This is a genomic window from Vibrio sp. 1-Bac 57 (genome assembly GCF_037546855.1).
Taxonomy (GTDB): domain Bacteria; phylum Pseudomonadota; class Gammaproteobacteria; order Enterobacterales; family Psychromonadaceae; genus Psychromonas.
This window is the reverse complement of sequence record NZ_JALAAC010000009.1, coordinates 141,500-154,782: the sequence shown is the minus strand read 5'-3', so window position 1 is coordinate 154,782 and position 13,283 is coordinate 141,500. Positions and strand designations below refer to the sequence as shown.

The window sequence follows — 13,283 nt, the reverse complement described above, 5'->3', positions numbered from 1 at the left end:
CATTGGAGGTTTCTCCAAGGGATACAAGCACACCACTTAACGTTGTCGATTTTGGATCTGGTAAAGGTTACTTAACCTTTGCTATTCATGATTATTTGCGTCATACATTACAAAATGACGCACAAGTTACAGGGGTAGAGTTACGTCAAGCTTTAGCTGATTTATGTAATCAAACTGCGGCAACATTAGATCATCAGGGGTTAGATTTTGTGTGTGGTGATGTAAAAACCCATGCGCCTAAACAAACTGATGTCATGATTGCATTGCATGCTTGTGATATTGCCACTGATTATGCGATTCATTATGGGATCCGTGCTAACGCCAGTATTATTATGTGTTCGCCATGTTGTCATAAACAGATCCGCCCGCAAATGCAAAGCCCGGAATTATTTCAACCAATGTTACAATATGGTGTGCATTTAGGTCAGCAAGCAGAAATGGTAACTGATTCGTTAAGGGCTCTATTATTAGAGGCTAATGGTTATACCACTAAAGTATTTGAGTTTATTAGTTTAGAGCATACCAACAAAAATAAGATGATTTTAGCGATCAAAAAGCCATCAACTAATGGCAAGGAACAAGCTAAAATTTTAATTCAGATTGCTAATATAAAAGCCTATTATGGGATCCAAGAACATTGCTTAGAAAGCTTGCTTAATGAAAGTTTAATTCAAAGCTAAATAGCTTTAAGTGACATCAGCTTATACTTCCATGATCACACACCTTCAACATTTCATTTGATGAGAGCGATATAATAACTTCCTGTATTTTATTGCTCTTAATATTACTTTTTCATATTTTAAAGGTAACTTATGCGATACCCCTCGCGAATTCGATGGGGCTTATTGTATTTGCCTTGCTCAAAAATAAAGCACCTTTATACTGAAGATCGTGTGTAATATAAGCAAGTGATCATGAAATACTTAATCTTTACAACATCATGCTCATCTTCTTACCATTTTAAAAGTCACTGTGAATTGTTAATTTTTATGCCCTGAGGGTATTTATTGACTCCTTCAGGAAAGCATTTTTATTATTTTTATGGCTGTTTTAAAGCATAGGAATAATGCTGGGGGTGGTTAATGAAAGAAAGACTCGCAATTATTGAAGGTTGGCGTAGCCCATTCTGTAAAGCCGGTACTGAATTCAAAGGCATGCAGGCAGATCAATTAGGTGCGGTTGTTGTCCGCGAAGTAATGGCCAACTCGTTACTAGACTATGCTGATATAGATGAAGTGATCATGGGCAACGTTGCTCAACCAGGTCACGCAGCGAATATTGCCCGAGTCATTGCATTACAGGGCGGGTTTCCTGTTTCTACTAGTGCATATACCGTCAATCGCAATTGTGCCTCAGGCATGGAATCTATGACTACTGCTGCCAATAAAATATTGGCTGGAGAAATTGACACTGCATTGGTTGGTGGCAGTGAATCTATGTCTAGCGTGCCACTTCTGTATAGCCCTAAAATGACTAAGTTCATGATGCAAATGATGTTTGCTAAAACACCGATTGCAAAACTCAAACTCTTCTCTCAATTTCGTTTATCTTTTTTGAAGCCTGTGATTGGTATTGAACAAGGTTTAACCGACCCTGTTTGTGGCTTAAACATGGGGCAAACGGCAGAGGTGCTTGCTAAAGAATTCGCTATTACGCGTGAACAACAAGATCAATTTGCTTTAAATAGCCATCAACAAGCGATAAAAGCGCAACAATCTGGCAAATTCGCCGATGAAATTATTAGCGTTGCAATTGCGCCTAAGTATCAGCATATGCAACATTTAGATAATGGCCCTCGTGATAATCAAACCCTTGCCGCTCTGGCTAAGTTACGCCCTTATTTCGACCGCCTAGCAGGTACTGTTACGGTTGGGAATGCGTGTCCTATTACCGATGGTGCGGTTGCGTTTACTGTGATGGCTGAATCGAAGGCAAAAGCCATGGGATTAACACCATTAGGTTATTTAACTGATTATAGTTATGCCGGATTAGCAGGAAATAGAATGGGCTTAGGTCCTGCTTATGCTACTGCTAAGTTATTAGATAAATCAGGTTTGGCACTTTCTGATTTTGATTTGGTTGAATTAAATGAAGCATTTGCGGCTCAAGTAATTGCCAATCAATGTGCCTTTGAGAGTAAAGCTTTTGCTCAGAAATACTTACAAAGAGCACAGGCATTAGGTGAGTTAGACCCAAATAAGTTAAACGTTAATGGCGGTGCGATTGCCTTAGGGCACCCAGTAGGCGCAACCGGAGGGCGTTTAATTTTAACACTGCTACATGAGCTCAGACGTCAGGGGTTACAGCGTGGTTTAGCAACCCTATGTATTGGCGGCGGACAAGGTGCTGCATTAGCGTTGGAGGTGGAGTAATGAAACACATTCACGTACAAAAAAATGATTGGTTAATTCGAGTTACTTTTGATTTACAAGATCAAAAGATTAATAAGCTCTCATCTGATCTGATGCAAGAGCTAGATTCTTTGCTGCAAGACATTAAATCCTCACCACAACAAATTGTTAGCTTTGAAAGCGCTAAAAAGAATATTTTTATCGCAGGGGCAGATATCCAAGAGCTACAAAAAATTGATAGTCCTGAAATGGCTAAGAAAAAAGCACATTTAGGACAAGAAATTTTTAATCGACTCGATGCCTTACCACAAACAACGATTGCAATTATCGATGGTGCATGCGCTGGAGGTGGTTGTGAGTTAGCTTTAGCCTGTGATTTTCGTTTAGCCTCAGATAATCCGAAAACTAAAATAGGTTTACCTGAAGTTAAATTAGGTATTATTCCTGGCTGGGGAGGCACGCAACGTTTACCTCGTTTGATAGGGTTACCCGAAGCACTAGCTATCATACTGCCGGGTAAGTTAGTTAGTGCAGAAAAGGCATATCGTATAAAACTTGTTGATCAAGTATTTTCATCTGCACAATTTAATGCGCAAGTTGAACAGTTCTTAGAAAACCTCAAACAGAAATCCTTCCAAGCAAGCCTATTAAAAAGAAGGCAACCTAAAAGTGCCTTGCAAAAAATGACTGCCTTGGCGATGAAGACGCATCCTGCTCGCTTGTTGATCCTTAAGAAGGCTCGGCAAAATGTAATGAAAACAAGCAAAGGTTTTTATCCTGCACCACTCGCTGTACTCGAGGTGTACCGTAACAAATGCAGTTTTGAAGAAGGCTTAAAGCGAGAATTAGCGGCCTTTTCCGATTTAGCATCAACGGTTATTTGTAAACATCTTATCGGCTTATTTTTTCTCAATGAACAAGTTAAAAAAGAGCAATCTGAGAGTTATCCACAAAATGTAGAGTTACCTACTTCAGGCGCGGTGATAGGTGCTGGCGTAATGGGAGGGGGGATCGCTTGGTTAATGAGTTATAAAGGGTTATCGGTTCGCGTTAAAGATATTAACTGGGCATCTATTGAACTGGGTTATCAGCAAGCTGCCAGTTATTTTAATCAGTTACAAAAGCAACGCCGTATTAAGCAAGGTGCGATTGACTATGCAATGAACCGGATTGGTGGATCGTTGCAATTTACCGGTTTTAACCGAGTACAAGTTGCCATTGAAGCCGTTGTTGAAGTGATGTCGGTTAAAAAACAAGTATTGCAAGAGGTGGAGGCTGAACTACCGGAAGGTAGTTTGCTTTGTTCTAATACTTCGGCGTTATCGATCACTGAAATGGCTTCTGTGTTAACGCACCCTGAACAGTTTTGTGGTATGCACTTTTTTAACCCAGTTAATCGAATGCCATTAGTAGAAATTGTGAAGGGGCAGCAAAGCAGTCAGGAAACCATTGCTAAAGCGATTGCTATTAGTAAGGCCTGGGGGAAAGTTCCGATAGTAGTTGGTGATTGTCCGGGCTTTTTGGTTAATCGTATTTTATTACCCTACTTAAATGAAGCTGCTTATTTATTACAAGAAGGGGCCGATATTGAAAAGGTGGATTTAGCGATTAATAGTTTTGGTATGCCGATGGGACCCTTTCAATTGGCGGATGAAGTGGGCATTGACGTTGGTTATAAAGTCGCAGCAATTTTACAAGCCGGTTTTGGTGAGCGGATGGCGGTTGCGCCTGTACTCGAACATATACACGATAAGTTGAAATTATCGGGTAAAAAAGGTGGGCGAGGTTTTTATCATTATAAAAATAAACAGGTAGAGGTTAACGAATTATTGTATCAAGCAGATTGTGTTGCTGACAGCCAAGACTTTAGCGATCAAGACATAATTGACCGTTTGATGTTAGTGATGGTCAATGAAGCTGCGCGATGTCTTGATGAGGATATCGTTACTAATGCGGGACAATTAGATCTCGCCATGATCATGGGAACTGGGTTTCCTGCGTGGCGTGGTGGTTTATGCCGTTGGGCAGATAGTATTGGTTGTGACGAAGTGGTGAAGCGCTTACAGAAATTACACCAACAAGTAGGGAACCGTTACGAAGTTGCTCCTTATCTGTTGAAATGTGTTGAACAGGGGCATGGTTTCTATCATTAAGTTGATTTAATGTTGAAACCTATTTTAGGTTTAAGTAGAGAAACGATTGCACTTATTACTTGAATTTATGAGTAAATATTATTGGCTGTTATCCCAATATTATTAATAGGTTAACAGCCATTACTTGAGTGAGTTAGTTGAATAAAGAGCTAACAACTCATGGTAAGCGATAAGATTGTTCCACTATTTGATTGGCTGGATATAAGTAGTTAGTTAAGGAGCTATTATGAGTTTTCCTGAAGATAAAAAAGTAGTGATTGATACCTCTAAGATGAGTGATGAAAAAGCCTCATCGTTGAACCTTACCGAAGCGGCACGTGAATCTGTGTGGCAGCATCCTAGTTTTGCTAAATCCTTATTTATGGGAGAATTTAAATCTGATGCCATTTTCCCTTTCCCAACTCAAACTGCAGAAGATAAATCAGTTGGTGATCAATTAGTGGAAAAAGTAGGCATAGTCTTAGCCGACACTTTAGATGCAGATTTGGTTGATGAAACGCGTACGATCCCCACTGCAGCGATGAAAGCGCTTGCTGGTATAGGCGTGTTTTCTATGAAAATCCCTAAACAGTATGGTGGTTTAGGTCTGTCGCAAGTTAACTATAATCGTGTGCTGATGGCTATCGCCAGTCATTGTGGCTCTACCGCTGTGCTTGTTTCAGCCCACCAAAGTATTGGTGTGCCACAACCGATTAAACTATTTGGAACAGAACAGCAAAAACAACGTTTTTTACCGCTCTTTAAAGAGGGGGCTATCTCTGCATTTGCATTAACTGAACCTAGCGTAGGCTCCGATCCTGCGCAAATGGAAACAACTGCCACCTTGAATGGCGCCGGAACCCATTATCTTATTAACGGAGAAAAACTGTGGTGTACCAATGGCTTGATTGCGGATTATTTGGTTGTGATGGCCTGCACGGCACCTAAAATAGTTGATGGAAAAGAGGTTAAGCAAATCTCTGCTTTTATTGTAAGAGGGAAAAGTTCTGGGATCACTATAAAACATCGCTGTGATTTCATGGGTATCCGCGGTATTCAAAATGGTTTAATTGAATTTAAAAACGTTGAAGTCGCTGTCGAAGATAGAATTTTACAGGAAGGGCAAGGGCTAAAAATAGCATTAGCAACCCTAAACACCGGTCGTTTAACTATCCCCGCCGCAAGTACTGGTATGGCCAAGCAGTGTTTAAATATGACTCGTCGTTGGGGAGGAAAACGTGTGCAATGGGGTTTGCCTATTGCAAAGCATGAAAAAGGTTCAAATCGTATTGCCTATATCGCGGCGACTACCTTTGCGATGGAAGGTGTTACTTGGATAACCAGTTTTATGGCTGATAAAGGTGATGTGGATATTCGTATGGAAGCTGCAATGGCGAAGCTATTTTGTAGTGAAATGGCATGGAGTGTGATGGACGAAACGGTACAAATGTTTGGTGGTAGAGGTTACGAAAAAGCCAGTTCATTAAAAGCCCGTGGAGAGTTACCTTTCCCAGTGGAACGTATGTTACGTGATTGCCGTATTAACCGTATTATTGAAGGCACCACTGATGTTATGGAGTTGTTTTTAAGCCGTGAAGCGTTAGATACGCACTTATCTTTGGCTTCTGACCTGATTAAACCTGGTGCGGATTTCACTACTAAGCGTGATGCTGCTTTTAAGTTGTTTAAAGAATACGCCTCTTGGTATCCATCACAAATTCTTAACAAAGAGTTTATTGCACAGTTTACTCTCAGTGGCACTTTAACCGAACATGTTAATTATTGCCAACGCACCTCACACCGTTTAGCACGGGTTCTGTTTGAACAGATGTTGTTACATCGTGAAAAGCTTGAATTACGCCAAGAAACACTAGGGCACCTAATGACCATTGGTTGTGAATTATTTGCAATGGCGGTGACTTGCTCCTATGCAAAAAACCAAGTTTCACTCGGCAATGAAAATGCGACTGCATTAGCGGATCATCATTGTGTACTAGCAACGGAAAGGGTAGAAGCGCATTTTAAAGCATTATCTACTCCACAGCGAAGTACCGCTAAAGCGATTGCAGAAGATATTTTGAGTGAACAGTATCAATGGTTGGAAGCAGGTATTTACCCTATTGCTGAGGGAGAATAATTGCTATGCGCGATCGTCCAACATTGGAAAAACCTAGTTCTTCTTTTTTGTTATCAGGTTGGTTGATCCAAATTATTGAACAATTTACCAAGTCTTCTGTTTCTGCGGAGGGGGTTGAGTACCTAAGTAACAACCCCACTCTGTTTGTAGTGAATCACTTTACGCGTATGGAAACGGCCTTGTTACCACAGGCGTTATATAAATTTAACGGTCAAATGGTGCACTCGCTGGCTGACAGTTCGTTATTTGTGGGTAAGTTTGGCAGTATTTTAGAGTCTGTTGGTGCACTGCCCTTAAATTTACCCGGACGCAATGAAAAAATCATCTCAGAGTTAATGCGTGGCACTTATAATTGGGTTATTTATCCTGAAGGTGCGATGGTTAAAAATAAAAAAGTGCTGGATAAAGGTCGTTTGTCGATGCAAATATCCGATGCAACGGCGCGTGCTCCGCACACTGGTGCAGCAATGTTAGCATTGCAAACTTTTCTTAAAAAAGAGGATTATAAAAAGGCAATTATAGATAATAACGAAACTTTAATTAGCTACTATCAAGAAACCTATAGCTTACATGGTCCCTCGGACCTGTCCCCCTTAGATTTGCATATTGTGCCGGTTAATATTAGTTATTACCCACTTCGACCAGGTAAAAACTTGTTATCTTCCGGGGCTCAGCTTTTTTTCAAAGACATTCCTGATTTTGTGGAAGAAGAGCTTTTGGTAGAGGGCAATATTATTCTGGAAGAGTGCGATATATCGATCTCCTTTGGACATGCAATAGATTTACGACGCTTTACTAAACTATATCGACGTTTCTTTGCATTACTTAGCCCTTTTATTTCTCCTGCTAAGCGTATGGATTATTTAATGGGAGCAATGCGCCATCGATTAACTAATGAGTTTATGTTGAGGGTGTACAGTAGCCTGACCATTAATATGGATCATTTAGTTGCTACGGCATTACGTTTTGTTCCGGCGCAGGGGATCAAAGAGGCTGATTTCAAAAAAATTATCTACCTTGCCATTATTAAGATTAAAGAGAACAAACAACGTCGTGTTCATCAGAGTTTATCGGAAGGGGTGATCAATCTTGTGTCTGGTGAACGTTATGAGCCCTATGAGTTAATCATTAAATTAGTGTTGAATGAACAAGCCGCGACCATCGAAAATGGACAAATCATGGTCAATCATGAAAAATTTGCAATGCCTTACTCTTTTCATCGCATGCGTATTGAAAGTACCGTTAGTGTGCTTGCTAATGAATTTGAAGTAATGACTAAATATGTGAAACATATAAAGCGGCTGATTACGACATCACCTAAAAAATTATCTTTGCAAGTGTCAGCTCAAGTATTGAAAACAGATTGTTGCTTATTTGAAGATGAACGTATGCGGTCTTTTGATCGTTTACACACAAAAAGTCGTGATATTGGTAAACCCCAACATTTATCGGGTAAAGCCAACCAACCTGGAATTATATTGATCCATGGCTTTTTAGCTTCACCAAAAGAGATGCAAGCCTTAGGACAAAAGCTTAATGAATTAGGTTATGGGGTTTATTTAGTACGGTTGAGTGGTCATGGTACATTATCTAAAGAGATGCGAAATTGTACGGTTAAAGGTTGGTTAGAATCTGTTAATCGTGGCTATGCTGTTTTATCTCATTATCATCAAAAGGTTGTTGTCGTTGGTTTTTCAGCGGGGGCTTTATTGGCGTTGATTAAAAGCTGTGCAAATGTCGATAATATTGCCGGGGTAGTGGCAATTAATCCGGCATTAGTCTTAAAACAAAAATCAGTGTTCTTTTCTTCTTTATTAGATAGCTGGAATAATATGTTAAGCAGTTTTTCCATGGAAACTGGCACGATCAAATGGATAGACAATGAACCTGAATGTTCTGATAGTAATTACGACCGAATATACATTGCAGGGTTGAGGCAACTACTTTTATTGCAGGATAGTTGTAGAGAGCACTTAGAACGCGTTATTTTACCATTATTAGTTATTCAAGGAAGCAACGACCCTACTATTGATGTGGATGGTGCGGAGGAAATAATAGAAAAAGTATTGAGTAAAGATAAGCAATTACACAGTATCAATACAGATCATCACGTTATTGTAAGAGGGAAGCGGGCAGAACAAGTATATAGGCCTCTATTAGACTTTATCAAAAAAGTAACAGAGCCCTATTATTAGACGAAGTGACAACACCAAGTATTAAATTAAGTAACAGCAACCGAGTATTAAATTCGGAGTCTGTAGTAAGCGACGTACGACTTTATAAAAAAGTATAACGTTGCTTGTCTAAATTAAGCACTTTGATTTTATCAGTATCAAGTTCGACACCTTCTTCTTGTAACAAAGCTATTTTCTTTTCTATGCCTAATGCATATTTTCCTATAGCACCGTTACTATTAACTACACGGTGACAGGGCACAACAATAACATCAGGATTATTAGCCATTGCGTTACCGACTGCTTGATAAGCTTTGCCACCTAGACGATGTGCAATATCTGCATAAGTGACCACCTTACCTTTTGGTATTTGGCGTAGCAGGTCATAGCATTGTTGGTTAAAAGGCTTATTTGAATCCATTGACCTCTTGCTCCGTTAAAAAACGAGACTCACCGGGTGCTAGGTTATGATCCAATTCTACATTGCCTATTTGTTCTCTGTGTAAGGTTGTCACAAAGTTGCCTACCGCAGCAAACATACGTTTTACTTGATGGTATTTCCCTTCACTGATGGTTAACAACACCTCATGATCTGAAAGCACTTGTAGTTTTGCAGGTAAACAAGGATTCGTTTCACTTTTTAATTGAACACCTTGTGCAAATAAAGCGACGGCTTCATCGTTGATTGGGTCTTGTAGCGTTATGCGGTAACGTTTCTCACATTTTTTACGTGGGCTAGTAACTTGGTGCGACCATTGGCCATCATCTGTGATTAGAATTAAGCCCGTTGTATCAGCATCTAATCGTCCGGCAATAAACACGTTCTGCTTTTTTTCTATGTCGATTAGGTTTAATAAGCTTGGCATTTGTTCATCAACATTAGAGCTAATATATCCTTGCGGTTTATTAAGCATAATGTAGCGGAACCCACGGATTGTGAGCACTTTACCTTTAAGCTCAATAATATCGTTAGCATCTACTTTATAAGAACCACTACGTAAGGTACCTGTTTGATTACTAATTAAACCCTTACGGATTGCACTTTTTGCTTCGCTACGTGTTAACTCTGTTGATTCACAGATAAATTTATCGAGTCTCATTATGTTGTGTATTCTCTTCGTTCGTCGTGGTTTTTGTAAGTAAATCGCAGATACAGTTTTTTAAAAAAGTTTGCGCTTGTTTTTGTCCGCTAAATTTATGTGCTTGGACGATGCTTTGCCAACTGTGATTTTGAACAATCTTTTCAATCACACACCTTTGTTGTCGCTGAGTTAACACCTTTAGCGGTGTACTATGCAATAACTCAATTAATAGGTATTCAACATTCTCATAACCGCGATGGGCATTAATATAAGCTGATAATGATTGCTTTATATTGTTGATTGGCCTGGTTACTACTATTTGTGGCCATAAAACCGTTACTAATGATGAGTCTAATTGGTTAAGTTGTCGACTAAGTTGTACTTTAACCTGTTTATGGAAGTCAGTCTGTATTTGATGGTGTAATTCTTCACCTTGCTGGCTTAAAGGTAAATTAACCATCAATGAGTGTTGTCCGCTACTTTTATCTTTGCGGGTGCCAATGCGTAATACTTGTAACCGATTTTTTAACCAAAAACGCAGTAAATAGTCGCTGCAAGCAAAACTAGCGGATAGGTGATCAAATGATTGCGTTGTTGCCCAATCAACTATCCAGTTTAATAATTGACTACCAAATGATTGTTGTTGCAGATCGGGTTGTACAGCAATGCGCTGTATGCGAGCGAAACGTTGAGTAGCAGCAAGTTCGAATCCGCTATGGAAAGTCAGTGATTGCGCGATTAAGTGCCCAACAGGACGGCGCTTGCCTTGATAAATTTGTTCGCTAGTGATGTTATCAAGTCCACCTTCATGTTTGACTAAAGCCACCGCTAATATTTTATCTTCTTGTTGCATTACAATCAGTGTTAAATCTTGATCGTTTAACAAAGCCGCTAAGTCAGAAGGTTTGGTTTGATAATGGGCATTAACCAACAGCGAAAAAATTTGATTTAATAATGTACCTGATTGCAGTAATTCAGTTTTTTTGAGCACACGGATTTGAGTTTTTTGTTGGGACTCTAATGTATGCATTGCCAGAGTCGATTCCATCAAACATAAACTACTCAAAGTAAAAGCTTCTACTGGATCACCTTTGGCCCAACGTACAGGCTGATCAAGCTGGAAAGTTCGATACTGAGGTGAAATAAGCTTTAATTGTTGTAGAAAGCGTAGTGCAAATCCTCTCCCAGAGCCTTCGTAACCAAATTGAGTCGTGGCAAATACAACACGAGAATAGCGTTGTGCAAATATCGCTAACAGTTTAATCGGGATAGCTGCAGCTTCATCAATGACCAATAAGTCACATGCCGTCTGTTCAATATTTAATGCATCAGGTGCCGTAAATTGTAGTCTTTGTAAATTATTTGCATCACTAATGTTTAATTTAGCGTGTTTAAATAAAGTAGTTACAGCTTGTTTATTTGGTGCACAAACAATAATCTTCATTAAACCTTGATTAAGTAATTCCGCGGCCGCCATACCAAGCGCTGCAGATTTTCCTCTTCCTCTATTCGCCGTTAATACTAAAGGTCGTTTACGATGCCCTGTAACTGTTTTAATAATCTTGCGTACGGCCAGTTGTTGTTCTTCTATATCTAAATGTTGTACTGAGGGTGAGGAAGGTTTGCCATTAAAATTGTGTAGTGGTGTATTTGCTATCGGCTGATTTTCTACCAATATTGGAAACTTATGCCGCTTAAGTTGCTGCTGCATGTAATGAGAAAAATAGTCTATCTCACTTAGTTGCTGTGGAAGTAATAAAACAATAACCGATCCTGCACAGACAGAACCTTCAGCAGCCGCAAACATATTGGCATCAAATGTTTTGTGCATATTCAAAATTAATAAGCAAACATCTTGCCCTAGCAGTGATTTAGCATCACTGCATGTAACAGATGAAGGGGCTTCTCCACACCATCGATAGGGAAGGGCGCTATGCTCGATAATACTCAGAGCTTGTTGCTGACACCAGAGTTCACTCCCCTGTAAGCAACACAATTGTCTATGTGCAGATTGTTCTGCTATATGTTTACGTTGTTGGTAAAAGTTTATGGCAGACGACACAGGAGATCCTAATAACAATAAAATGAGTATGAATTGCACAATAAGCATAAAATGTAACATAAAAAGGGCGAGTTAATACCTGCAAGCAGCCCTTTAACCTTGGATCCGAGTGCAAATAACACCAGGCAGATCTTTTTGAATGTTTTTTAAACAAATAAGCATTAACTACTTGCTTTAGTAAGTAGTTAGTGTATTATACACCCACTTGCCAATATGGCAGGTGGGTTTTTTAACCCATAGCCAGATAATAATATTGGTTATCAAAAATGTCTCCCGATTGGGGAGCTACTAGTTTGAATATACACTTGAGGTCTATCTAGGATAGGTTTTCAGGTGTATATTTGTATGTTGTATTTTTAACTAGGAGTTTTGGTCCATGCAGAACCAAAGAATCCGTATCCGCCTTAAAGCTTTTGATCATAAACTGATCGATCAATCAACGGCGGAGATCGTTGAAACTGCAAAGCGCACAGGTGCTCAGGTACGTGGTCCTATTCCACTACCTACTCGTAAAGAGCGTTTCACAGTACTGACATCACCGCATGTAAATAAAGATGCACGTGATCAGTATGAGATTCGTACTCACAAGCGCTTGATTGATATCGTAGAACCAACTGAAAAGACTGTTGACGCACTAATGAAGCTAGATCTAGCTGCTGGCGTTGATGTTCAAATCAGTTTGGGTTAGAGAGGAGTTATCGTAATGACAATCGGTCTAGTAGGTCGTAAAGTTGGTATGACTCGCATCTTCACTGAAGATGGTGTCTCTATTCCAGTTACAGTTCTAGAATGTTCACCAAACCGTGTTACTCAAGTTAAATCACTTGATACTGATGGCTACCAAGCTATTCAAGTAACTGCTGGCTCTAAAAAAGCAAGCCGTGTAAACAAGCCTGAAGCTGGTCACTTTGCGAAAGCAGGTGTTGAAGCAGGTCGTGGTTTATGGGAATTCCGCCTTGGTCAAGACGAAGGTGCAGATATTCAAGTTGGTGCTGAGCTAAGCGTTGAGTTGTTCAACGAAATAAACAAAGTAGATGTTACTGGTCAATCTAAAGGTAAAGGTTTCCAAGGTGCTGTTAAGCGTTGGAATTTCTCTATGCAAGATGCGACTCACGGTAACTCTATTAGCCACCGTGCTCCAGGTTCAATTGGCCAATGTCAAACACCTGGACGCGTATTTAAAGGCAAGAAAATGGCTGGTCACATGGGTGCTGAGCGTGTTACGACTCAAAACCTTGAAGTTGTACGCGTAGACATTGAACGCAACTTACTGCTCGTTAAAGGTGCAGTAGCTGGTGCGAAAAATGGCGACGTATTCATCAAACCTGCTGTTAAAGCATAGCCG

Annotated in this window: 10 protein-coding genes; 7 read left to right on the top strand and 3 right to left on the bottom strand. The window is 39.9% G+C overall.

What is annotated here, in order from left to right; translation table 11 throughout:
* The 5 genes from MT391_RS08485 to MT391_RS08465 all read left to right on the top strand — a co-directional run.
* The coding region (locus MT391_RS08485) for a class I SAM-dependent methyltransferase (protein ID WP_499497560.1) at positions 1–680 on the top strand (680 nt) is incomplete at its 5' end.
* A gap of 402 nt (positions 681–1,082) precedes the next feature.
* Positions 1,083–2,372, top strand: a complete 1,290-nt coding sequence (locus MT391_RS08480; RefSeq protein ID WP_499497558.1) for a thiolase family protein — start codon at positions 1,083–1,085, stop codon at positions 2,370–2,372.
* Complete coding sequence (locus MT391_RS08475; protein WP_499497556.1) at positions 2,372–4,504, top strand: 3-hydroxyacyl-CoA dehydrogenase NAD-binding domain-containing protein; 2,133 nt, start codon at positions 2,372–2,374, stop codon at positions 4,502–4,504. The genes MT391_RS08480 and MT391_RS08475 overlap by 1 nt, the downstream gene beginning before the upstream one ends.
* A 226-nt stretch (positions 4,505–4,730) precedes the next feature.
* Complete coding sequence (locus MT391_RS08470; protein WP_499497554.1) at positions 4,731–6,620, top strand: acyl-CoA dehydrogenase family protein; 1,890 nt, start codon at positions 4,731–4,733, stop codon at positions 6,618–6,620.
* 5 nt (positions 6,621–6,625) lie between these two features.
* The gene (locus MT391_RS08465; RefSeq protein WP_499497553.1) at positions 6,626–8,815 is read left to right on the top strand and encodes an alpha/beta fold hydrolase; all 2,190 of its coding nucleotides are present in this window, start codon (positions 6,626–6,628) and stop codon (positions 8,813–8,815) included.
* 82 nt (positions 8,816–8,897) lie between these two features.
* Here the strand turns inward: MT391_RS08465 and MT391_RS08460 are convergent, their stop codons facing one another.
* From MT391_RS08460 to MT391_RS08450, 3 genes are read right to left on the bottom strand one after another with little or no spacing between them, the layout of a single operon-like run.
* Positions 8,898–9,215, bottom strand: a complete 318-nt coding sequence (locus MT391_RS08460; protein ID WP_499497551.1) for an MGMT family protein — start codon at positions 9,213–9,215, stop codon at positions 8,898–8,900.
* A complete protein-coding gene (locus MT391_RS08455) occupies positions 9,202–9,894 on the bottom strand; it encodes a pseudouridine synthase (RefSeq protein ID WP_499497550.1) in 693 nt (230 codons plus the stop codon). The genes MT391_RS08460 and MT391_RS08455 overlap by 14 nt, the downstream gene beginning before the upstream one ends.
* Positions 9,881–11,938, bottom strand: coding sequence for a GNAT family N-acetyltransferase (locus MT391_RS08450; protein ID WP_499497548.1), 2,058 nt, complete (start codon positions 11,936–11,938; stop codon positions 9,881–9,883). Before MT391_RS08450 ends, MT391_RS08455 begins: the two co-directional genes overlap by 14 nt.
* Before the next feature lie 376 nt (positions 11,939–12,314).
* On the opposite strand from MT391_RS08450, the gene rpsJ reads away from it, so the two are divergent.
* Both rpsJ and rplC read left to right on the top strand, forming a co-directional pair.
* The gene (gene rpsJ, locus MT391_RS08445) at positions 12,315–12,626 is read left to right on the top strand and encodes a 30S ribosomal protein S10 (protein WP_025563085.1); all 312 of its coding nucleotides are present in this window, start codon (positions 12,315–12,317) and stop codon (positions 12,624–12,626) included.
* A gap of 15 nt (positions 12,627–12,641) precedes the next feature.
* Entirely contained in the window at positions 12,642–13,280 is a 639-nt protein-coding gene (gene rplC / locus MT391_RS08440; RefSeq protein WP_028869308.1) for a 50S ribosomal protein L3, read from the top strand.
* Positions 13,281–13,283 lie beyond the last annotated feature (3 nt).